We start from the raw sequence: 24,138 nt of genomic DNA, 5'->3' as shown, positions 1-24,138 counted from the left end.
GACAAGATTTTCAAGGCTGTCCTTTACCAAATCCCTTGTCTTCATCTTACTTTGTCTACAGTCTGAGCCTGCCCTTGATTCCAGGGGCAGGCTTTTTTGTGTTCACTGAAAATCAGCCGTCAGTGGTGTTGTTCGTGGGACACAGATGAATGCTGATGCCATCAGCTTATTGAGGAGATTCAACGTTCAGGGGAAGCGACAGTTCTGCGTGAAAGCCCTTTTCATCGGTATACAGATTGATGACGCCGGCATACCGTTCCACGGTTTCAAGAACGGAAGCAATTCCCAATCCAACCTCATTCCGTTTGGAAGACAGGTATTTTCCGCCGAAGGTTCTGATTTCCCCTTCAAAAGTGTTATCCACCACCAATTCCAGCTGCTGATCCCGAATGCGACCGGCAATGAAAATGATTTTGTCGCCGGTCTGTTGGCGTTGGCAGGCTTCCACGGCATTTTCCAGCAGGTTTCCCAGCAGGCCGCACAGGTCAACAATGGGAAAGGTCAGCACTGCCGGCAGGGAAAGTCGAGATTGGAACTGAATTCCCGCTGACTGGGCAAGGTGACGATAATACTGTACCAGTGCGTCCAGTTCAATGTTTTCGGTGAGGCGGTCAATGTGAATGCCTTCGCTGACTTCGGTGATTCCCTGAAGATAGCTTTCAAGGGCATGGCTGTGTCCCTCCCGGGCCAGGGTCATAAGGGTGCGCAGATGGTGGCGGAAGTCATGGCGCAGCCGGGCGCTTTCTTCCACCTTTTGGTTCACCTGCTGCAAGTGGGCCACCTGCATGGCCAGCTGGCGCTTCATTTGCCGCTGTTCTTCGGCATAAACCAGGCTGTGGCGGTATCCCATCATCACTTCATACCCCATGACCACGCCAATGGCCAACACCAGACTCAAGCTGCCCCATTCCTGAAACCACCCACCCACAATGGGCTCGTAATGAGGCAGCAGGCGATCCCAAATCAGGGCGCTGGCGTAGAAGCTGTCTGCATAGAACAGCACCGAAGCGCTTTTGGTTTGCCGGCCAACGGCCAGGGCGGCGGTGAACAGCAGATACCCGGCGGTGAGCCACTTGAAGGCCTGCACCAGTCCTGAAAAGCCCTGCATCAGCGGTAATGACAGGTAAGCGGCTCCCAAACCGTAAACAAGGGCCAGCACACAAACAAGGCCCGCCGCCCAGCTGCTCACCAGCCGGGCCCGGGAGCCGGTTTGGCAAATGCGGTTGTGAAGCAGGATCACCAACAGGGTGACCAGATAACCGCTGACCAGTTCAAGGGTATACCAGGGCTGCACCGGCAGCGGCAAGATGCCGTGTACCACCGGGTAAGAGGTGAGCATCGCCGTTGCCAGGCAGAGCATGAAAAACAGCCACACATGGTTGCGGCGGCGAATGCGCACAGCCAGATACAGGCTGAAAGCAGCCAAGAGTCCCATCACTGTCATGAGAATGAGGGAAAGGCCGAATCGAAGCCCCCGCAGGGTGGTGACATGCAGCGGGTCTCCAAAGGCAGGGGGATACACCAGCCCGCTGTAGATCCAGGAATGGTTGGTGGCTGCCAGCAGCAGGGTCACTTTGCCGGAGGCCTCGAAGGTGATGATGCGGCACTGGGTTTGATCCTCATAGGCTTCCGGGTCAGGCTGCCCCATTGTCAGCCGCAGCCGGTCATTGACATAAAACCGGTAGGCGGCATAGACTTCGGGCAGCTCAAGGGCATAGGTCTGCACCGTCTCCGGCAGGTGGAGGGTCATGGCATAACTGCCACTGCCCCGGGGTGACCGGTGGGGGTTTCCCAGGGCAAAAGTGGTTTTTTCGCCAATGGAAAGGTGATAATAGCTGTCTCCCTGAAGCGGCAAGGTTTCCGGTGTCAGCAAGCGGTCCGGGTAATAACGCCAGCCGTCCCGAAGATAGCGAATGGGGGTGTCTGTCCAGTCATTTTCTGAAACATACAGCACCCCATTAATGGCCTGGGGTGCGGTGGTGGTGTATTTATTGTCCACCCGGTACAACGTCACAAACAAGGCGGATGAAAGCAGGAGTGTCAGCAGCCATAACAAGGGTTTTTCCAGGGGAAAGGGGCGTTTAACCATGGCGGCGCCTCATGAAATAGGTCAGGCCCAGGCCGCTTCCAGACAGCAGCAATCCTCCCGAAAGGGGCACCAGGGGCGGCAGGTTTTTTGCCGGGGTGGTACCGGTATCTGTTGAAAGGTGAGGCGGACTCAGCAGATAGGTGCCGGCGGTGTCGATGGGAAAGCTGAGAAACTCGCCGTCATGGGCCACCTGGGAGACAGGGAACCCGGCTTCATGCTGAATGACGGGAAGGGTGTGGGGAGACGGGGGGGTATACCCCAGGCGCACCACGGTTCCTGGAATGGCTGTGACAGCAGCACCGCCAGCTTCAATGCCAATGAAGATCTGATGTGGCGCCGGCTGGGTCAGGGTGACCGAAAGGGTGTCGGTGAAAGCCAGGTCAAATACCTGCAGCACCTCACTGGGAATGCTCACCGTCAGCACCCTGGTGCCAAAAACCACCGCTTCTCCGTCTTCCAAAAGGTCTCGAAGGCGCAGTCCTGAAATCACTGTTTGGGTGGGAGAATAAGACTCCATGACAGGGGCAGAGGCCGGTGAAGGAACAGGTTCCGGGAGACGGTTTGCAAGAGCGGTTGAAGGCTGGTCATCACGTGGTGTTAACGGTGGGGGTGCTGAGGGTGATAGCACTGCTGAGAGCTGTTCAGAGGTTTCGCCAGAAGCCTGACGGGAAGCGCTCCCCTGCAAATCACTTGAAAGGGTAGCCAGTGTTTCAGCACGGTGGCCAGAGGAAGTCCCGGAGTTCTCATAAAAGCCACTTTCAGCAGCGGCAGCTGGTTCTGTGGGAGCAGCTGCATGCACTGCTGCCGATGAAGCTGTGTTGCCTTTGTACAGCAGTTCCAGGATATCGAAAGAAAGCATGGAGCGGGAGAATACCAAAAACCCTGCCGTCGACGGCATTGATGTGGTCTGGGCGGCGGCATTTCCATTGGTTAACGGTGGGGTTGCAGGTTTTTTTTCAGTGGCAGTTCCCGGATCCTCTGATGGAGGGGCAGGCGGCACCGGTGACGGGGTAGACGAATCGGCGTCAGGTGTCGTCGGTGCTGCCGCAGAATCGTCAGGTGGGGTATTGTCATCACCATGGCCGGCATTCTCGCCACCATCAGTGCTGGAACCATCGCCGGAGACAGGCGGTGGTGTGGGGCCAGGCTGCGAGCCTGTTCCAGGGCCGCTTCCCCCCACGTCGCCCCCGTCCCGGTCCCCTCCGGAATAGTCAATGATCATCAGTGTTTCGTCATAAACAAAGGAAAGAATGCCTGTTTGCCCCCCGGGGTAATCCACCTGAAGGGCGTAGGTGCTTCCCTGGTCTAAAAGATGCTGGGATAGCTGAAAATAGTCCTCCGTTACCCAGAAGCCCTCGGTGAGGCTGGTCCATTCTTCCTGATCCTGGCGCAGCCAGGGAACAAACTGATCCAGTTGATGCGGTTGCTGCTGTTCCGGTGAAAGCACCCAGGGAAACCGCAGAAACCCACGGGCTGCCACAAAGCAATTCAGGTCCGGCGCTCCGGTGGCCTGAATGGAAACATAAGACAGCTGCCGGGGGAGGGCGACGCCTTCAGCCAGCACATAGGTGGATTCAAGGTCAGGCTCTGCCCAGGCAGTGTACACACCGGCGACGCTGGTGTTGATGGCACTTACAGACCAGGTGCCTGAGGGCAGGTAATAGTCGTTGCCCGCTTCGTCATAGCCGAAAAAGCCGTCAGCGATCCACGCAAACCAGTCGGTGAGGGTCTGCTGAGAAGTGCCCAGGGCAAAGGCCACGGCATCGGGGGGATAAGGCTCATCAAAATAAGTGAGTATAATAGGATTAGCCATCAGGGTGGCATCCAGAGCGGGTGGGTCGATCATCTCGCCAGCCGGATTGGCTTCTTCAGGCAGTTGATCATCAGGATCAAGATGCTCTTCTGGATTTTCGGGATCAGGGCTATTCTCAGCATCATCAGGATCAAGACCAGCTTCAGCGTCATCAGAATCAAGATTAGCTTCAGGATCGTCAGGATCAAGATCAGCTTCAGCATCATCAGCATCAAGATTCTCTTCTGGACTTCCGGGTTCAAGATGATTCTCTGGATTCTCGGGATCAAGAGTAGCTTCAGGGTTTTCAGCATCACCTGAATTTTGCGGAGTCTCACTGACTTCCTCAACTTCCTCAACTTCCTCAATTTCAGTATTTTCTTCAAGGGCATCAAGCACATCATGGGAGGAAATGGTTGGTTCAGAAAGGGTTGCCGGAGGAGCGCCATGAGCCCAGACAGCGGGACTTAGCAAGCTGCCCACCACCAACAGAAGGGCTGCCAAGAAGGGAAAAAGTTTCATAAGCTCACCTCCCGAAGTGCACCAGCGGAAAGACTTAACCGTTGATGTTGAACCTGGCGGTACAGGCGTCGGCTGACAGGCAGGCGTTCGCCGTTTTTCAGCACCAGGTAATCCGTGCATAGCTCTTTCACTGCTTTCAGGTTCACCACAATGCCCTTAAAGCAGCTCATAAACTGGGGATAAGCCGTCAGCTGGTCAGCAAGAGCCGTAAACTTGCCGGCTACAAACACAAGGTCATCCATTAAATGGATGCAGGCAGAGCGGTTTGAGTAATCGGCATACAGAATGAGGTGAAGGGCGATGTCAAGGGGCTGGTTCATGACCGTTACCGTGATGGTGGGTTCATTGGCCGTTGGTGCTAACTGGCAGTACCCCAGTGCCCGGGAGAGTTTTTCCATTGTGGCAGGTTTGACGATGTAATCCGCCGCCCGCACATCATAGCTTTTCACGCCGAATTCAGCGCTGGTGGTGAGAAAAACCAGGTTTACATGGGGATCCATCTGACGCAGCTGCAAGGCACAGTCCACCCCATTTTCATCATTCATAAAAATATCCATAAAAACCACATCAAAGATGCCAGGGGTGTACTCCCGCAACAGTGCGCTGCCGCTGTTAAACTCACTGACTTGGATGAAGGGCGGTTGCTTGGCAGACGCGGCGCGGGCAGTGACATTCAGGGATGCTTCTTCCAATGGCATTGCTTCATATTGTTTCAACAGGCTGCAGAGCTGCTGGCGCTCAGCGGCCAGGTCGTCGACGATGGCGGCTTTAATGGGGAGTCCCTCCTTTACACACACTGACAGGGATACATGCGGGCATGGATCTATACTGACATGGACCCGACCCATCAATCAATGAATCAATCAATGAATCAATCAATGAATCAATGAATACGAACAAAAGCATACACAGATGCTAAGGCAGACGAAGACGCATTTTTCCATACAATACTATATCATAAATGATGGCAAAAAAGGAGTGTTTCAGATAGGGATGTCACTTGCTTTTCCGATGGTCCACATATGAGTATTGATGATTCCCCGGTTTCACATTTTTCAATGAAAGACATTGAAAACAGGGTCATCATCAAAAGAAAAGAACAGCAGGTGATTTTCACAGAGGCAGCGTAGCACCCGGAGTCAAAGGGTATGATACTCTACAGAATTCAGCTTCTGACAAAGTTTTGACAGCAGTAACAAAAGAAGAAGAAGAAGAAGAAGAAACAGAAACACCCACAAGCAGCAGTAAGAGCAACAGCAGTAGAAAAAGAAGAATAAGCAACAGCAGCTGAAAAGCATGAAGAAAACAGGGAAGGCGGTGGGGCAATGCACTCCATTAGAACAAAAATGATTGTGGTGGTGCTGGTGGCCATGACCCTGATCAGCATGCTTCTGTCATGGATAGCCCTTGATGCCGCAACAGATACAGCTTTTAACAATGTGACCCAGTCTATTCGCGACTTGTCGGCCGAAGGGGCAGAGCTGGTGAGCGCGCGGCTGGAAACTCAGTATGCCTACCTTCTGGGATTAGGCAAAATTGCCCGGCTCCACCGGCCGGAAGTGGATCTATCAGTCAAAACCCAGCTTCTCCATGAAGAAAAAGGCAGGAGTCCTTTTCTGCGAATTGGGTTTGCCAATCCCCAGGGGGTCGTCCATTTCACAGACGGGAAAGAGCATGTGTACAGCTTGGACATTGGTGAGCAGATTTTCTTTCAACAATCAATGAAGGGCCATCCCTGGGCAGTGCCACCCAATCCCAGCTTTGATCCTCAGGATCAGGGGGAGATGGTGATGGTTTATTCGGTTCCCCTGACCTATGAAGGAGAAGTGACGGGGGTGTTGGTGGCTGTCGGAGAGTGGGATATGCTGACCCGGCTCATTGAAGACATGGGACACGGGGAAAATGGGTACGCTTATATTTTGGACAGTCACGGCACCTGCATTGCCCACCAGCGCAGAGAGCTTGTTCTTTCCCAATACAATCCCATTGAAGATGCAAAAGAAAATGAAACGATTCTCCCGCTGGCCCAACTGTTTCAGGATGTCATTGAAAAAGGGGTGTCCGACGGCGCTTATTTTTTCAATGAACGGATGGTATATGCCAGCTTTACACCCATCGGTAACACTTCCTGGGTACTTTCGGTGGCAGCGTTGGAGTCGGAAATGATGGCCAGTGTGGTGTCTCTGCGGAGAAAAATGACTCTGGCAGTGATGGGGATGCTGTTTTTGGGGAGTGTCATGGCCCTGTTCATTGGAAACTATTTCACCGCGCCGGTGATACAGATGGAGAAACTGTTCACCAAAGCGGCCAAGGGTGATTTGGGCGTGAGAGCCACCATCAAAAGTCGGGATGAAATTGGCCGGGCCAGCCGCAGCTTTAACACCATGATGAACCACATCAATGAACTGACCTATTATGACCCGGTGACCCAGTTGCCCAATGCCAGGGTACTTGCAGAAGTTTTTCATCAACATATCACCGGGCAACAAAAGGGGGGCCTCTTAGTGAAGCCCATCACTCTTACCCTGATTGCAGCCGATGGATTCAGCCGTATCAACGAAACCTATGGCTATGACCAGGGAAATCACCTGCTGCATATGGCGGCCCAGCGTCTGCAGCAAATGGCAGATCAAGACAGCAAGGTTTTTAGGGGACACAGTGATGAAGTGTTGGTACTGAGAACAAACAGCGATGAGTGGAATGAAGAGCTGAAACGGGTGGAAAAGTGGCTGCGGTATTTGATGGAGCCCTATGACACGCAGGCAGGGGTGCTGAATCTTACCTTTAGTGCAGGGATGGCTCGCTCCCCGGAACACGGGAACACGGTGGAAGAACTGCTTCAGAAAGCCGGGCTTGCCAAAACCCTTGCCAAAACCCAGGGGCGGGGGCAGGTTAAAGCCTTTTCGGCGGAAGTGGGCCGAGAAGTGCTGGAAGCCACTGAACTGGAACACTTACTCTCCCAGGCACTGTCTCAAAACCAGTTGAAGCTGGTGTACCAACCCATTGTCGATCTTCGCTCACAGAAAGTGCAGGGCGTCGAGGCGCTGCTAAGGTGGCAGCATCCTGAAAGGGGAAACATACCTCCCGATGTGTTCATTCCCTTGGCAGAACGATCCGGACTCATTCATGGCATCGGCCAGTGGGTGTTGAAGGAAGCATGCCGCCAGCAGGTGGCATGGCAGCGGAAGCATTCAGTGCAGTGGTTTATGGCGGTGAACATTGCTGCCAGTCAGTTTGAGTCTCCCAATTTTGTGGCAATGGTGGAAAAAACCCTGCGGCAAACAGGGATGGATCCCCGCCGGTTGGAGCTGGAGATGACAGAGCGTACGGTGATTCAGGAAGTTGAAGGAAGCATTCGTCGGCTTAATGTGCTTCGTCAGATGGGGGTCAGGATTTCCATGGATGATTTTGGTACCGGGTATTCCTCCCTCAGCTATATGGTGCGGCTGCCAGTGGATACCCTTAAAATTGACCGATCCTTCATCAGTTCCATGACAGAAAGCCAGCAAGCCCAGGCCATTGCATCCACCATTATTGCCATGGGCCATTCCCTGAACCTGAAGATGATCGCTGAAGGCATTGAAACCAAAGAACAGCGGGATCTTTTGCAGAAGGGAGTCTGTCAAATGGGTCAGGGCTACCTTTTCAGCCGTCCCCTTTCAGCAGAACAGATGACACCACTACTGGAGCAGTCTAGTCAGGAAAAGGACAGATAAGCCCGGTTATTTGAGTCAAGGATGAACCTTTTGCATGCTGACTGCCAGTATTCTTCTTAGTCGTTTTCTTCCATATATTTCTTTTCCCACACTTGAACAATCAGACGGTAGACAATAAACAACAATAGAGTGGCAAGAAAGCTCCCTGCGAAACCGCCCAACATGCGCCGCGTGTCCATTCCTACCCTGATAAACACCAGTAAAGAGGTTAAAACACCTGTGAGTAACGGCACAAAAAAGACATAAGACTGCTGTCCTTTTCCTTTCAGAGCCAGGGGGTAGGTGAGGGGAATTCCTTTGGCTGCCAGGATAAAAAACTGCACCAGCGATGCCATTAACCAGACTAAAAAGAAGTCGAGGGTATCCATCAGGGTTTGATGGAGAACAAACCATCGATACAGCAGTACCCCAAAGATGCCAAACCAAAAAATGATATAACTCACGCTTTTTGCCACTTTCACATCGGCCATAACTCTCTCATCATTCATCATGTGACCCTCCTTATTGGTTCTCTTCTATCCAGAATAACTGATCAAGTGATTTGTTGAGCACTTTGCATAACTTTAGTCCCAAGGCAATGGTGGGATTGTACTTTTCTTTTTCAATTAACCCGATGGTTTGCCTGGTGACACCGGTGCGTTCAGCCAGTTCCTCCTGAGTGAGCTGCTTTTCAATGCGGCTTTGTCGAACACTATTCTTAATCATCCAAAACACCTCGATTCTGCACCATCTCAATTCTGCACCATGAGTGCAATATATATGTTCCATCTTGATTGTAATATATATATTGCATTTCGTCAAGGGCAAAACGGACAAGCCTTTTACTGCAGGAGTAACAAAAGAAAGACTGACCGGCATTACTCTCATCAGCCAGTCAGTCATTTCGATTTCCCTTTTGATTTCCCTTTTGATTTTTATATAGGCTAAATGGCAGTGCCACTTTTCGTTTGATCTACATCTTTGGGCAATGATTCCTTACAGGCCATCGCCTCCTCCAGGATCAGGCATATTTCCTGGTATCGCTGGTCGCTGATGCCCAGTTTTTTAACGAATGGCGGTTCATCCATCCGCTGAATGAGAAGCTTATGGGGTCTGATTACCTGAATCACTTCTTTCAGCTTATCCACCGAAGCGTCATCATCGTTATAACCTTTCAGCAGAGTGATTTCCAGCATAAAAGTTCCCGAAAATTGCCTGTTAAAAGCAGCCATGTTGGCAATGTAGGTATCAAGAGAGTAGTCCTGTGGTGGCCGTTGCACTTTGTGAAAGGTTTCATTGGTAACAACTTTCATCTCACCCAGCACCTCCTGGCACTTGTTGGCTGTTTGCTGATGGATTCTTTTGCCCAGCAGGTATCCATTCGTTAGCAGCCTGACGGAGGTACCTTTTGATTGAATGAAGTCGATGAGGTGGTCTATTTTTTCATGGAGAAGGGCCTCCCCGCTGGAGTTGATAAAAACCAGATCTGCTCCAGTGCTGCTTAAGCGGTTCTCCAGATCCGAAAGTGCTTCTTCATAGCCGTCAACACGTGCCGGTGCTTCACCTTTCTGTTCAGATCGGCCTAATGGACAGAAGATGCAGTCGAAATTACAATGCTTTTCAGGAAGAATATTCACCTCCAATACTTTCTTTCCGTCTTCCAGGTAGGGCTTCTTGTAGCTAAAAAAGCTCATTGTCGTTTACCTCCTTCATAGAGTGGGCTATTTGAACAACAACCAGTAGGGTTACCAGCAGTTCAACGGTCATATCAGATAATGAAGACTCAACACCTTCGTAACAAGTTAGATATCAAACTTCGTGCACACAAATGGAATCCAGAAGAAACAAAAAAGAGTGCCAGAAGCACTTCTTCTGAGACCTATCGAAGTACTTTTGGCACTCTTGCTTTTACCCGGTGGCAAATGCAGGTGCGAAGGGTTTATTTTCCACAGTGTAAGCCGAAAACAGCTCTTTGTCAAGGAGGTATTCGGGCTATTGTGGTTATTCTGTGATAATGTCATGTTAAATATATTCTGGTAAAATGTCACCATTGTGAAAGACGTCTTCACCGGTACTAATCGAGAGAGTCTGTTGAGCTACTATGAATCAGGGTTGCCATAGATATCTTGGCGTGGATCAAGTGGTTTTCTCTTTAATCGTTGTATCCGTTATGTTTTCTCCTACGCCTGTATCATCAGCCTGTAGATACCAAAAAAAGTGAGGCAGAAAACTACTTTCTTCATAGAAGACTGCCTTTAGATGACGGATGATATTAATCTTGAAGTTGATGCTGATCTCTTCCGGTGTGCAGGTGATCTTCTTTTTTCCCGTGGTCTCGCATCATCAGCATCATGCCGATATGCATCAGCGGGCAGATGAGAAAAACAGCAAAAGGAACCAATCTTCCCAAAAATCCAAGATCAATGCCCATACGGGGCAAAGCTATCAGGGCAATCATTGGCACCAGGCACAAGAGCATCATTAATCCGTGCTTATGCCCCTTTTTTTCATGTTGTTCGTTGTGGCCGTTCCGATTACAATGGTTCAAGGCTATTCACTCCTATCTTTTTAATCAATCTTTACAGTTTGCTGGTGTGTTATTGTTGCATGCTTCAGCCAATTACCCACCATCAGAATCACAGTCATCACCACCAACGGTAAATAATATTTTCATGCAAGAACTCCTCTCCGTTTTTGTCAGTGCTTTTGATGACCAGTATATAGATCAGCAATATTCGTGCCAGATTTTGTGGCAGCCTAACCAAATTGCACGACAGTCTTCAATGATGGACAAAAACAACCTCCTAAACCTGTTAAGTCTGTTGCTGGCGGTGCCGCTCCGGCTTAAGAAATAGCCTGTTCAAAAGAAGCTGAGAAAAAAGTTTTAGCATGACTTAGCGCGTTCCTTATTCGCTGTTCCCGATACTTTATGCTCGAAATGCCGTTGCTGGCGGTGCTGCTCTGTAGGATATGCTACAATAGAAGTAAAAAGGGTATCTTTTACCACATACGACCGGATGGACAAACACCTTTTATCCTTCAGTGTTGCTTCCAACCTGTCATCAATAAAAAAATCTAAATAAGAAACCTATTTCAAGAAATGAGTGTTTATCATGACGAATAAAGGAAAAGGGAATTTGACCCTGGTGCTGGTGCTGATTTTAGGAGTCACCGGGCTTCACTACGGCACCACGAAAAGTCCCTGGGCCATACACGACTTCTATCGGCGACTATATTATATCCCCATCATCCTGGCGGCTTTCCATTTTAAGCTGCGGGGTGGTTTTATGGCGTCTGCGCTGGTGATGCTCCTCTATGCCCCTCACCTGCTTCTGTATTTTGGCCGGCTGGACATAACGGTTATCAACCAACTATTGGAAGCGGGCATGTTTATGGTGGTGGGTGTCATCACAGGATATCTGGCAGAGGAATCTTATCGCCGCGAATTGCAGTTGCAACGCCAACTGTCACAATTGATGAAAATGGATTTGCTGGAACGTAAACTGCGGCAGAACGAACGGTTGGCCTCGCTGGGTCAGCTGGCCTCCGGCATAGCCCATGAAATCAGAAACCCTCTGGGCATCATAAAAACCATCAGCCAAACCCTTCACCAGGAGGCCCTGGAAGCCGGGGAAGATTCTCTGACAGAAGGTCTGCACATCATCGAAAGCGAAACAGACCGGGCCAATAAAGTGATCAAAGGCATGTTGGACTTTGCCCGGCCAGAGCCCCTTCATTTAAAGCCCACCAATGGAGAACAGGTGCTTCATGAGTTGCTCACCGTCCTGCGGTCTTTGGCCAAGCAGCATCAGGTGGAAATAGATAGCCGGCTGCAGTCGGTGCCACCCTTACAGGCCGATGCCGACAGGCTTAAACAGGCGGTAATGAACCTGATGCTCAACGGCATTCAGTCCATGGAGCAGGGCGGTACCCTGGCCCTTTCATTGGAAAAGGGAACTGACAGCATGGCCCTCATCACCATTACCGACCAGGGTCAGGGTATTGACAAAGAGAGCTTACCCCACATTTTCGACCCCTTCTTCACCACCAAAGAGGGTGGCACCGGGTTAGGACTCTCAGTCACCCACCGGATCATTGAAGAACACCGGGGAACCATCGATGTAACCAGTGAACCGGGCAAAGGCACCACCTTTAAGCTTCACCTGCCCCTGGCGCAGAACCATATTGAGGAGGCACCACATGAAACCTAAAATACTCATCGTGGACGATGAAAAGAACATGCGCTGGGCCATCAGCCGGGCCCTGGAGAAGGAAGGCTATGTGATTTACGAGGCTTCCAACGGTCGGGAAGGCATTGAAGCTTTTGAGCGCCACCGCCCGGATGTGATGCTGCTGGACCTGAAGATGCCGGTGATGGATGGAATGGAGGCGCTGAAAAAAATCAAGGAAAGCACCACCACCACCACCTCTGTTCTTATGCTCACCGCCCACGGCACCATGGAAACCGCTATTGAAGCCATGAAACGGGGGGCCATGGACTACCTGTCAAAACCCTTTGACGTGGAGGAGCTGAAAGTTCAAATCCGTAAGGCTCTACATGTCAGTGAGTTGGAGGAACAGGTCACCTACCTGAAAGAAGCCACCGCCTTTGAAACCGGCAACGTGGTGATTGGCAACAGTCAACCCATGAAAGAGCTGATGGCCATGGTGGAGCGGGTGGCCGCCACCCCTGCCACCATATTGATTCAGGGAGAAAGTGGCACAGGTAAAGAAATCATTGCCCACTTAGTTCACCACAACAGCCCCCGGCGAGACAAACCTTTCATCAAAGTAAACTGCGGAGCCATTCCAGAAACCTTGATCGAGAGCGAGCTTTTTGGCCACGAAAAAGGGGCGTTTACCGGGGCCGTCAGCCGAAAAATTGGCAAGTTTGAACGTGCCCGGGGTGGCACGATACTGCTTGATGAAATAGGCGAGCTGAGTTTATCTATGCAGGTAAAACTGCTCAGGGTGGTGCAGGATAAAGAAATTGAACGGGTAGGCGGATCAGAGACAGTATCTGTGGACGCCCGGGTCATTGCGGCTACCAACCGCCAGTTGAAAAAAATGACAGAAGAAGGCACCTTTCGGGAAGACCTGTATTACCGGCTCAACGTCATCCCCCTGCACATACCGCCCCTGCGTGATCGAAAAGAAGACATCCCCGGCTTTGTGCACCATTTTATGAAGGCGTTTTGCAGTGAAATGGGCCGAAAATTGATGACCCTTTCTCCCAAGGCCATGGCGCAGCTGGTGAACCATCCCTGGAAAGGCAATGTACGGGAGCTTGAAAACTATATTGAGCGCCTGGTGATTTTGTCTCCAACAGACGACGTTCAGGAGGTGGACTTGCCAACCCCAGGCACCACAGGTATCTCAGGCACCACAGGTATCTCAGGCACCACAGACACCTCAGGCACCACAGGTATCTCAGGCACCTCAGATACCAAAATAGACAGCGGAATACAGCTGCCGGAAGAAGGCATTTCTTTGGATGAGCTGGAAAAAAACCTGATACTGCAGGCTTTGGAAAAAACCGGCAACAATCAAACCAAATCCGCCCAGCTGTTGGGCATCAGCCGTCATACGTTAATGCATCGTATGGATAAGCACGGCATCAGCAAGTAGTGATTTCCAGCGTCAATAGGCATATCATCATTTCCGATGGCAGCCCAATGTGGCTGCCATCGGAGGTTGAAGACAAAGGGCTTTAGCCAGGCCAGCTGATTCCAATCTTGTGTGTTTTTAGTCGAAAGTCTCGAAAACAGCGCCTGAACTCGCTGCGCTCAAACAACAGGCGCTGGCGGTTTTCTCGCCTTTTCGAAAAACACTGACAAGCTTTCCAAGGCTGTCCTTTAACAAACCCCTTGTCTTCAGCTTATTTTGTCTACAGTCTGGGACAGCCTTCGGGCTGCTTTTTTCTTATTTCATTACAGGTTGTCATTTTGGGTATTAGAACTATCAAAGGAAAATCTACCGTCAAGAAGTTCTGCCGAAAGAATGAGATTGAGTGGATCCAAAAGAAGCCATCAATTACAAGCCACTCACCAGAGTCGCGAGACACATAAAGTCTTTCATGATCTGCATGAAGGGAGCGGATTTGTGTGAAAACCTTTCAGGATTTCCTAAACACCATCGAAGACCTTGAAAAGAAGGAAAAAATGGAAACCATACTGAACCATATCAGGGAAAAATATCCTCAGTTACAGGAAGAGATCAAATGGCACCAACCCATGTTCAGTGACCATGGCACCTTCATCATGGGATTCAGCCTGGCCAAAAACAACATTGCTGTGGCTCCCGAAGCTGTAGTGATCAAACACTTCGAAAAAGATATCCAAAAGGCCGGCTACACGCACACAGCCAACCTGTTTCGCATTAAATGGACAGATGAAGTGGACTACCACCTGCTGGAAAAAATGATTGAATACAACATGGAAGAAAAAAAAGGCATGAAAAGGTATTGGAGATAAGTCCGCCGGCTGGTGTCACCAACAAAGCTGGCAGACGTTTGATTCGACGGTGGCCAGGAAGTACTGGTACTTCTACCCAGCACATCCGAATCAGCGTAAGAAACAAACGTATACGCTGCACAGGGCTGCTCGCTCATGGCATAGTAAAGACAGGTAGGGAGCTGGAAAGATGCAATCCGTCAATGCGACGGACATGCGTAAAGACTTTGGCAATTACATCGATGAGATTGTTCGAACCAATAATAACAAAAACCACCCCATTGTCAAGGACAGTGAGGTGGTTTTTTTCTTCCCGCCATTAACCGCTTGTGCAAAAAAATGACCGCTTGTGCAAGAAGCATTGAAATGAAACAGGCAGGTTGTTAAGATGAGAGCCGACTTGAAAGACGTGAAGGCAGCTTAACCTGCTGAGGTGAAAGACAAAGGGATTTGGCCAGGGCAGCGCAACCTGCTTATGATAACAAGGAGGCGTTCATCACATGAAAATTGATAGGAGACTTGCAAGAATCATCAACACATTGGTGGAAGGGATGGTGAGGTTCATGGAAGGCATTGCCATCAGAAAAAAAGCAACGAGAGGCGTGGCATTGACCCTGGCGATGCTGATGCTGAACCCATTCACAAGCACCGGCGTTTTTGCAGCGGCACACGAACCGGCAACGATCACCGCCTTTGCCAAGCTGCCTGGGGAGACGGCCATGCAGCGGTTGACCGTGGGCGCAGCAGAATCGCTGATAGACCTGCCGGAACAACTGAGTGTGACCATCAGTGTCTATTCAGCAGCGTCCAGTGTTTCTTCAGCAGCGCCGGAGAACCGCAGGTCTGAAGAAGGGCACCTGGGAGAAACCCTTGCAACAGAAGCAACAGAAGCAACAGAAGCAGCGGATTCAGAACACCGGGGAGAATCACCACAAGAGGGTGCCGGCAGTTCAGTCTTGGACAATGGCGACACAGAGCAGCGAACAAACGCAGAAAACCTAATGGAAGCACGAACACTGACAGGCATCACCTGGCGCATCAACGAAGCCACCAGCACTTCCAACACCTTTCACTCCTACGAAGCCGGAGGGGTTTTTTACTATGAGCCGGTGCTGCCAAAGGGCTACCACCTTGCCGCCGGTGCACAGCTGCCTCAGATTAAAGTCGAGATTGTCGAGGGAGAAGCCATTGGAAACTGGGCCTTTTATCAAACCAAGATCATCGATGGCATTGAAATCACCGTCAAGGCGGAAAAGAACGTGTTTCCAGAAGGCGCAGTGCTTCATGCCAGAAAAGTGATCAGCCCGGCAGAAAAGGAAAAAATAGAGGAAGCCGTCACCAGAGAGGTACAGGCACAGCATACTGCAACAAAGGTGGCCCAACTGGTTTCCTTTGATATCACCATCACAGATGAAGACGGCAACCAGCTTCAGCCCGATACCAGCAAAGGCGAAGTCAGGGTGTCCTTTGCCCAAATGCCGGAGACACCAGAAAAAGACACCGCCACACAGCTGAAAGTCTTCCACCTGGATGACACCCTCCAGCAGGCACAGGCACTGGAAACCACTGTGGATCACGAAGCAGGCACACTGGAAGCCCCTGCGGCACATTTTTCCGTGTACACAGTGATTTTACTGGGTGGCGGCAGTGTTTACGACATTTCAACAGGCCCACTGACCATCAACAGCAGCAACCTAAGCACCTACAATCACAGTACCATCACCGGAACTGTATCGAACACAGCCGAACAGCTGACCATCGACGGGGTAACAGTGAACCTGACCATCGAGGATTTAAGCATTACCATGACTGGTCATGGCGGAAATATGTCGGGCCTGACCCTGAAAAATGGGGCCACCTTAAACCTGACCCTCAAAGGAACCAATGCACTCACCGGTGCTTACGGCGGTGCAGGCATTGACGTGCCCCAGGGCTGCACGCTGAACATCACGGCAGCGAGCACCGGCACCCTGACAGCCACCGGCGGTAACAGTTATGGGGGTGGTGCTGGAATCGGCGCCGTTGGCAATCAATGGACGCCAGCATATCCAAATGGCTCCATTCAGTCGGTGGGCACCATCCACATTGCCGGAGGGACCATTATTGCCACCGGAGGTACAGTCAACTATGGGGGTTACATTTTGGGCGCTGCCGGCATCGGCGGATCGGTGGAGAGCACCACCGGCACCATCACCATTTCCGGCGGAAGGGTCACAGCTACCGGCGGGGCAAGTGCCGCAGGAATAGGCGGCGGTCACAGCGGGCGGGTGGAGAGCATTACCATCGAGGGTGGCATCGTGTCTGCGACCCGTGATTCAGGTGGTGCCGCCATCGGTTCTGGATTTAACGGAATATCCGGCGGTCCGCTGTCCTGCGGAACCATTGCCATTAACGGAGGCGCCGTGACAGTTGATGGTAATATTGGGTACGGTGGGGGCCATTCAACCGCCACCAATGCTGGTGGAGCGGTTTCCATTGGGAATGGTGCCGCCATCACAATGAAAAACGGCGTGATTGAACCTGCCGTTGGGGGTGTCAGCACCTACCCACTATCCGTGACGATTTATGACGGAAGGCTGACCAGTTCCATCGAGAATGCCGCCTACACCATCGGCGGAAGAACTTATCAGGGAAGCATTCACGTAAGCGAAAACTATGTGGGGACCCTTTCAAGCACCCTTGTGGTGGGGGGGGAGCCCCTTTCGGCAACGGAAGCCATCACGATATCAGGCAACGGTCACACATGGACAGGAAGCTGGGTGAGTGGCAACCCTGTGGAAGTCGGAGAAAAACTGTACCCCGTGTATCTGTGGTTCTATGATACGGCGATTACCGATGATATCACCGGCGTCTTGGTATCGGCACAGCGGAACGGAACTCCTCTGAATGCGGATGCTGCAAGTGGTGTGGTGCAGTTTGTCTGTGACGGAAAGGTGACACAGCAGCGGGAAGGTGCTGGGAAAATAACTGCATGGATGTCTGCTGGCGCAGGAACGACGGTGTCTGTCACGGCAGCCAGTCTTAACGACGGAAATGAAATCAGTAAGAGTGACCAGACAATCAAGGCTTCCGGGGACGGAACCACGATTATCATGCACGATACCCTGGTAACAGAACAGCTTTCAGGTCCGCTGGATCTTTCTTATGGAAACATCACCTTTGCAGATAACGGCGGAAAGCTGAGTATTACCCATACCCCCAATGAAGGGGAGAGTGAAGTCACTGTAACCGGGCAGTATTACGAGAATGAATATGAGATCATCCAGTCAAATAACGATACCGTCACAACCAATCAAATTGTTTTCCAGAACACATCAGCCTTTGTCAAGGTGAAGCTCAGTGGCGTCAACATGGCGTCCCAGGGAAAGGCCATTGACCTGCAAACAGCCAAGGCACAGCTGGATCTATCGGGAGCCAACACCATTGATTGCGGCGGCGGTGACGCGGGCACTGCGGGCGCCCGCTATATGGGCATTCGTGCAGGCGAAGGTTCAGCCCTTCGAATCACTGGAAACGGCAGCTTAGAGGTGAAAAACCCTTCCAGATTAGGCACGGGCATTGGAGGATTCTATCATTATAGCGGGTTTGGAGTGGATATGTTTAGAGAAGGTGCCGGAACCATTGAGATAGAGGGCGGAACCATCACTGTCTCCGGTCAAACAGGACCGGCCATGGGCAGCAGTTACAGATATGAGGGGGATCATCCCGGCAGTATTCACATTTCTGGGGGAACGGTCAATGCTGCCACCAGCAATAGCGGTGCTGCCATTGGGGGAAGCGAAAGCGGTACTTCTCCGACCATCCATATCAGTGGCGGAACTGTATCGGCGACAAGCACTGGAACATGGAGCGGGGCCGCTTTTGGCGGCGGCTTTAAATCCAAAGGCGGAGGAGCCATTACCATCTCCGGCGGCAAGGTGACGGCAGCAACATCAAACAGAAGTGCCGCCATTGGCGGCGGATGGCAGGGCACCAGCCCTCCTATCACCATCTCCGGCGGAACCGTGGCCGTATCTGGAAGCATTGGTCGTGGAGAAGACGGAAACGGCGGCTCATTGACCATTGCCGGCGGAACCATCAGCACCACCTCAGGGGGAAAGCCCACCATCAATGGCATCACACCCACCAACAGCAGCAGCGAAGCCGTCTATTACACACAGGCACAGGTGGGGGGGATTTACGGCCCTTCGTCACCGGTCACCAATGCATCTGTTACAGGCGGCAGTTATGGGTTTGACCATGTGAATACCGATGCCAGTGGCCTGCTGCATTTGTTTTTGCCGGCAAGCAGCGAAAATGAAACCACAGCCGCCTTTAACGGCATTGCCTATCAGGGGACCATCACTCCCGCCGGCCCCAACACACTGAAAAGAAACATTCCCTTTGCGGTGTCAGAAGGAACGGTTACCAGCACTGGTGCCACCCTGCATGCAACAGCGAATGCAGGCAGTACCATCTACTATGTGGCCAGCAGCACAGCCCTTACAGAAGGCAGCCAGGTGGCAGGTGCCGCTGGGGTGCAGAGCATGGCGGCCTCCGGCGAAGCGGACCCCATCACCCTGACCAACCTGTCGGGAGCAACCACCTACACCTACTACCTGACAGCCAGGGAGGGTGACGACTACTCTGATGTGGAGGCAGTCACCTTCACCACCCTCAAAATACCCATTACCGGTGCCACGGTGACCATCACCGACGGGGATCACTTCACCTATGACGGCACAGAAAAAACCCCCACAGTGACAGTGACCCTGGCGGGAGAAACCCTCAGCGCCAGCCAGTATCAAGTCAGCTACTCCAACTCCAATGGAGGAGAAGACAACCGTACAAACGCAGGCACCGTTACCGTGACAGTCACCGCAGCGGCCGATGGCAGTTACTCAGGCACCGTCAGCCAAACCACAGGCATGACCTACACCATCGCCAAAGCACCACTCACCGTAGCGGCGGTCACTGCCACTGGCAGACCCTTTAACACCACGAAGCAGGTGAGCATCACAGGTGTGACCCTAAGCGGAATCGTCCCAGATGACAATGGAAAAGTGAGCGTGGACACATCCACCCTCACCGGTACCCTCAGCAGCCCAGATGCCGGCACCTACGAGGCCCTCGCCCTTTCCACCCCGATGATCTTAACAGGCATGGCAGCCGGCAACTACCTGGTGACCCAGCCAACCGCACCAGTTGCTTCATCGGTTCAGATAACCAGAGCAGCGGATTTCAGCCTGACAGGCACCGCTGCCATGGTGAAGCATCAGGCCAACTACAAGACCGAACTGGATCTCACCCAGCTCAGCGGCTACCCTGAGAATCCGGGAGCCACCCCAGCGTTTGCAGTCACCAGCGGCCCCGGGTATAACGGCCTGACCAGTGCAGTGGTGAATGCAAACGGCCTGTTGACTTTGGTGGCCGACAATACCGGTAACAGCGCTACAGACGTTGTCACCGTCAGTGTGACAGGCATGGGTAATTATGCCGACAGCCTGATCACCGTCACCGTGAACTACACAGACAAAACACCGGTGACCATTACCGGCGTTGCAGGACAGAACGGCACTTACAATGGCACCGCCCATGGGGGCTATACAGGCACACCCACCAGCAGCTACACCGGTGCTTATGAAATCACTTACACAGGGCGAAACGGTACCACCTATCACAGCACCACAGCACCAGTGGTGGCAGGTGATTATGCCGTCACTTTCAAGGTGCCCGACAGCCATCCAACCTATATGGGTGCTGTCACTGTCTCCTTTGAAGTTGCCAGGGCAACCATCATCATCACCGCCGATGACAAAAGCATGACAGCGGGGGTCACCCTGCCCAGCTTCACCGTCAGCTATACAGGCATGGCAGCGAGAGACACAGCCGCCAGTATTTTCACAACCCCTGCCACTGCCGCCACCACCACCGACGGCAAAACAGTGGGCAGCTATCCCATCACAGTGAGCGAACCCGTGCTTACGGCTGAGGCAGCCCGTCACTACATCCTTGGGGCTGTTGTCAATGGCACGTTGACCGTCAGCGCGTCATCCTCCGGTGGTTCCTCAGACGGCGGCTCTTCTGGTGGGTCATCAGGTGGTTCCTCCGGCGGTTCTTCCTCTGGGGGCAGCCGTGTTCCAACACCAGCCACAACACCGGCGAAAACGCCCAACCAGCCGGTGACCGAAAGGGTTCCTGTCACGGCCACACCAGGGCAAAATGGAGGGGCCAGTGCCGCCATCCCGGATCAAAGGGTGACCGATGCCATTGCCAGGGCACAGGCGGAAGCAACGCGTCAGAACAAGACAGAAAACGGACTTGCAGTGGCACTGGACATCACCATGCCAAAGGGGGCCACTTCCCTGAGCGCCACCCTTACCGCCAGTTCACTGGACAGCCTTGTGAACGCAGAAATCAGCAGTCTGGAAATCAGCGGTGCCCCTGTGAAGGTAAGCTTTGACAAAAAAGCGCTGGCTGAAATCAGAAAGCAGCGCACGGGCAATATCATCATTCGCATCACACCCCAGACAGCCCTTTCAGAGGAAGCAACAAAGATCACTGGCACAAGACCGGTGTATGACATCACCGTGAATGATGGAAAGGGCCAACACATCATCAGCTTTAATGGTGGCATCGCAACAGTATCAATCCCCTATACACCAGCAAACGGCGAAGCAGTGGGCGGCCTGTACGCAGTGCATGTGGACAAAGAAGGCAACACCACCCGACTGGCCCATTCCGTCTACGACACCAACAGCGGCGCGGTGATCTTCACCACCCCCCACTTCTCCCAGTACGGCATCGGGTACACCGCACCCACAGCAGTCTTCACCGACAGCAGCACCCACTGGGCAAAAGAAAGCGTGGATTACCTGGTGGGCAGAGGTCTCATCACCGGCACCACCGAAACCACCTTTGCCCCCAATGCCCCCCTCACCCGGGGAACCCTGGCAACAGCCCTGGGCCGACTGGCAGGCATTGACATCAACACCTATACAACCAACCGCTTCACCGATGTGAAAGCCACCAGTGCCGAAGCCCCCTACATTGAGTGGGCCCACAGCAAAGGCATTATACCGGGAACCAGCAGCCGTCAGTTTGCCCCAGAGAAAGCAGTGACCCGGGAAGAAATGGCCGTCATCCTTGCCAATTACGCCAAGGCAACCGGCTACCCACTCCCCGTCACCCGGGAAGCCATCCCCTACACAGACACAGCCAGCATGACAAAAACCAACCAGGAAACCCTGAAAGCCATGCAGCAGGCAGGCATCCTCATGAGCAGCAGCGGCAAACAGTACAAACCAAAAGAAAAAGTCACCCGGGGAGAAGCCAGCGCCATCCTCACCCGCTACATCAAACTGACCATCAGCCCAGCCACCGCCCAGGAATGGACCCTAAACGATACCGGCCAGTACCAGTACTACCAAGACGGCAAAGCCCTCACCGGCTCCCAGACCATCCAGGGCGTCAAGTACTTCTTCAACACCGACGGCACCCTGAAAACCGGCTGGGTGCAAGACGGCAGCAACCGAAGATACTACGCAGGCAAGACCCTGGTGGTGGGCTGGAAAGACATGGAAACCAGCGGCAACCACACCACCTATTACTTCACCGGAGAAGGTCTCCTGATAACCGGCAAATGGCTTGAAGTGGAAGGCAAATGGTATTACTTCCACCCCGACGGCACCCTCGCCAGAAGCACCATCATCGACGGGTATGAAGTTGATGAAAATGGTGTGAGAAAGACAAGCTGAAATAGGGGGAGCTCAAAAGCCTGAGAGATCTCCCGAAAACAATCAAAAGCCTGCCCCTGAGTTCAAGGGCAGGCTCAGACTGTAGACAAAATAAGATGAAGACAAGGGAGTTGGTAAAGGACAGCCTTGGAAATCTTGTCAGTGTTTTTTCGAAAAAGGGAGAAAACCGCCAGCGCCTTCTGTTTGAGCGCAGCGAGTTCAGGCGCTGTTTTCGAGACTTTCGACTAAAAACACACAAGATTGGAATCAGCTGACCGGGCCAAAGCCCTTTGTCTTCAACCTAAGCCTGCCCCTGAGTTCAAGGGCAGGCTTTGTCGTGTTCGCTGAAAATCAGCCGTCGGAGGTGTTGCTCTATGGAGATCTTTCAGTGGGAGAGCTGCTGCATCATCCCGTCATCATCCACCCGTACCGACTCACTCAGCCGGTTCACCCGCTGGATGATCCGTTGCCGTTCTGTTGGGTCTGTCAGATAGCGCACCAGTCCCCACCGCACCTGAGCCGGGTGAAGCACCGCTGTTTCAATAGCATCCGGCGACAGTACCAGTTCCAAGGCCCCGGTGTCGTTGGCCATGGGGTCATGACTGGTGGTGAAGACAAAATTCCCCAGAGAATAGGCGGTGAAAGCTTTGGGACCCCGCCATTCAAAGGCCTGAAGCACATGGGGATGGCTGCCAATCACCAGGTTGACCCCGGCTTCATACAGGGCTTCTTCCAAGGCCAGCTGATAGGGTTCCGGCTTATCTGCCAGCTCCACCCCCCAGTGGAGGTAGGTGATCACATAATCCACCTCACCCACCCAGGGGACCACGTGTTCCAGCAGGGATTCAGGGTTGTAAACAGTGGCCATCCCCGGGTGGTTTTCTCCTGCCCGCCAGGAAGCCACGGGAATCACCCGGGAAGCCCCAAAGATGGCAAAGGATACCCCATTGATTTCTCCCACATAAGGAGCGTAGGCAGCCTGTCGGTCTCGGCCCAGGCCCACGTAGTGAAAACCGGCAGATTCAAGAGCGCTCATGGTTTCCAGCGCAGGGCCGTCCATGCCATGGTTGTTGGCCAGGGTGAACACCAGTTTTTCTCGGTAGGGGTCAAAAAGATCCAGATACCGGGGGGCCGTTTGAAAAGCAAAGGACTTCTCCATCATCTGACCGCTGGTACCCACCGCCGTTTCCAGATTGGCGACGATGAGATCCACCTCCTCCAGCAATGGCGCAAACTCCTGCAGGGGATAATGCATCCCCTTTTCATCCATCACCGCCGCCACCCGCCCCGTCATCATATTGTCTCCCAGAAAAAGCACCCGCAAGGAAGCGTCAGTGGAGGCATCGGCTTCCTCAGAGGTGGTTGTTGACGTATTCGGGCCGGTTTCTGCCGGAAAAGAGGCGTCAGTCTGACGGTTCCAGGGCAGCAGGCCCCTGAGCCCCTGAAACAGCTGAGTGGGCAGTTCTTCGGGCAGAAGTCGGGTCAACTGGTGAGTCAGCTGATGACGCAGTTGATCCATGCGCTGCGCCGGCGAGCCCGGTGTATCTGAAATGAAATGAAGGCCCACGGCCAGCAGCACAATGAAAAAAAGACCCCAGCAGCAGCGACGCAGCCATTGGCGCCGTTCTATTTGTTTTCGTTCCTGTAAACGCTCCAGGCGTGATTTTTCCATAAAAACCTCCAGATTGATTTCAGTGGATCAAGACAGCGGTGGCACCGAAGGCCAGGCAGGTATAATTGTCATAAAGTCGTAAGAATTCCGTTCGATGAAAGCGGGTTTTTCATGGTATGATGCTGTTAAGTCACCGGTGACGACATCACATAAAGGCATCAGGACGCCATTAAAGTATCAAGAGTACCATACAGATTCAAA

Annotated in this window: 14 protein-coding genes; 6 read left to right on the top strand and 8 right to left on the bottom strand. The window is 52.5% G+C overall.

The features are described 5' to 3' along the window. Positions 1-166: 166 nt before the first annotated feature. The 3 genes from AAIG11_RS13060 to AAIG11_RS13050 are packed head-to-tail and all read right to left on the bottom strand — an operon-like array spanning position 167 to position 5,200. Positions 167-2,089: an ATP-binding protein gene (locus AAIG11_RS13060; RefSeq protein ID WP_343186687.1), complete on the bottom strand. Its 1,923-nt coding sequence runs from the start codon at positions 2,087-2,089 to the stop codon at positions 167-169. After that, a complete protein-coding gene (locus tag AAIG11_RS13055; protein ID WP_343186686.1) occupies positions 2,082-4,403 on the bottom strand; it encodes an ICP22 family protein in 2,322 nt (773 codons plus the stop codon). Before AAIG11_RS13055 ends, AAIG11_RS13060 begins: the two co-directional genes overlap by 8 nt. Further along, positions 4,400-5,200, bottom strand: a complete 801-nt coding sequence (locus AAIG11_RS13050; RefSeq protein WP_343186685.1) for a LytR/AlgR family response regulator transcription factor — start codon at positions 5,198-5,200, stop codon at positions 4,400-4,402. The genes AAIG11_RS13055 and AAIG11_RS13050 overlap by 4 nt, the downstream gene beginning before the upstream one ends. A gap of 528 nt (positions 5,201-5,728) precedes the next feature. Here AAIG11_RS13050 and AAIG11_RS13045 point away from each other — a divergent pair. Then, entirely contained in the window at positions 5,729-8,119 is a 2,391-nt protein-coding gene (locus AAIG11_RS13045; protein ID WP_343186684.1) for a bifunctional diguanylate cyclase/phosphodiesterase, read from the top strand. A gap of 56 nt (positions 8,120-8,175) precedes the next feature. Here AAIG11_RS13045 and AAIG11_RS13040 read toward each other — a convergent pair whose 3' ends face one another. The 4 genes from AAIG11_RS13040 to AAIG11_RS13025 form a co-directional block, all read right to left on the bottom strand. Then, positions 8,176-8,607: a hypothetical protein gene (locus tag AAIG11_RS13040; protein WP_343186683.1), complete on the bottom strand. Its 432-nt coding sequence runs from the start codon at positions 8,605-8,607 to the stop codon at positions 8,176-8,178. A 13-nt stretch (positions 8,608-8,620) separates the two neighbouring features. Next, the gene (locus tag AAIG11_RS13035) at positions 8,621-8,824 is read right to left on the bottom strand and encodes a helix-turn-helix transcriptional regulator (RefSeq protein ID WP_343186682.1); all 204 of its coding nucleotides are present in this window, start codon (positions 8,822-8,824) and stop codon (positions 8,621-8,623) included. A gap of 218 nt (positions 8,825-9,042) precedes the next feature. Continuing rightward, positions 9,043-9,792: a radical SAM protein gene (locus AAIG11_RS13030; protein ID WP_343186681.1), complete on the bottom strand. Its 750-nt coding sequence runs from the start codon at positions 9,790-9,792 to the stop codon at positions 9,043-9,045. 578 nt (positions 9,793-10,370) lie between these two features. Then, the gene (locus AAIG11_RS13025; RefSeq protein WP_283410855.1) at positions 10,371-10,646 is read right to left on the bottom strand and encodes a DUF2933 domain-containing protein; all 276 of its coding nucleotides are present in this window, start codon (positions 10,644-10,646) and stop codon (positions 10,371-10,373) included. Positions 10,647-11,211: 565 nt separating this feature from the next. Between AAIG11_RS13025 and AAIG11_RS13020 the strand changes: the two genes are divergently transcribed. The 5 genes from AAIG11_RS13020 to AAIG11_RS13000 all read left to right on the top strand — a co-directional run bounded on the left by AAIG11_RS13020 (position 11,212) and on the right by AAIG11_RS13000 (position 22,286). Then, the gene (locus tag AAIG11_RS13020) at positions 11,212-12,309 is read left to right on the top strand and encodes a two-component system sensor histidine kinase NtrB (RefSeq protein WP_343186680.1); all 1,098 of its coding nucleotides are present in this window, start codon (positions 11,212-11,214) and stop codon (positions 12,307-12,309) included. After that, a complete protein-coding gene (locus AAIG11_RS13015) occupies positions 12,299-13,726 on the top strand; it encodes a sigma-54-dependent transcriptional regulator (protein ID WP_343186679.1) in 1,428 nt (475 codons plus the stop codon). The genes AAIG11_RS13020 and AAIG11_RS13015 overlap by 11 nt, the downstream gene beginning before the upstream one ends. A 476-nt stretch (positions 13,727-14,202) precedes the next feature. After that, a complete protein-coding gene (locus tag AAIG11_RS13010; RefSeq protein ID WP_343186678.1) occupies positions 14,203-14,571 on the top strand; it encodes an iron chaperone in 369 nt (122 codons plus the stop codon). 169 nt (positions 14,572-14,740) lie between these two features. Then, positions 14,741-14,893, top strand: a complete 153-nt coding sequence (locus AAIG11_RS13005; protein ID WP_343186677.1) for a hypothetical protein — start codon at positions 14,741-14,743, stop codon at positions 14,891-14,893. A 157-nt stretch (positions 14,894-15,050) separates the two neighbouring features. Next, the gene (locus AAIG11_RS13000) at positions 15,051-22,286 is read left to right on the top strand and encodes an S-layer homology domain-containing protein (RefSeq protein WP_343186676.1); all 7,236 of its coding nucleotides are present in this window, start codon (positions 15,051-15,053) and stop codon (positions 22,284-22,286) included. Between the two features lie 364 nt (positions 22,287-22,650). Here the strand turns inward: AAIG11_RS13000 and AAIG11_RS12995 are convergent, their stop codons facing one another. Beyond that, the gene (locus AAIG11_RS12995; protein WP_343186675.1) at positions 22,651-23,937 is read right to left on the bottom strand and encodes a CapA family protein; all 1,287 of its coding nucleotides are present in this window, start codon (positions 23,935-23,937) and stop codon (positions 22,651-22,653) included. Between the last annotated feature and the right edge of the window lie 201 nt (positions 23,938-24,138).

Source organism: Anoxynatronum sibiricum (genome assembly GCF_039414295.1).
In the GTDB taxonomy this organism is placed as follows: Bacteria; Bacillota; Clostridia; order Peptostreptococcales; family Tindalliaceae; genus Anoxynatronum; species Anoxynatronum sibiricum.
Note: the sequence above shows the minus strand (reverse complement) of the source record. Positions and strands in the feature narration are given on the sequence as shown.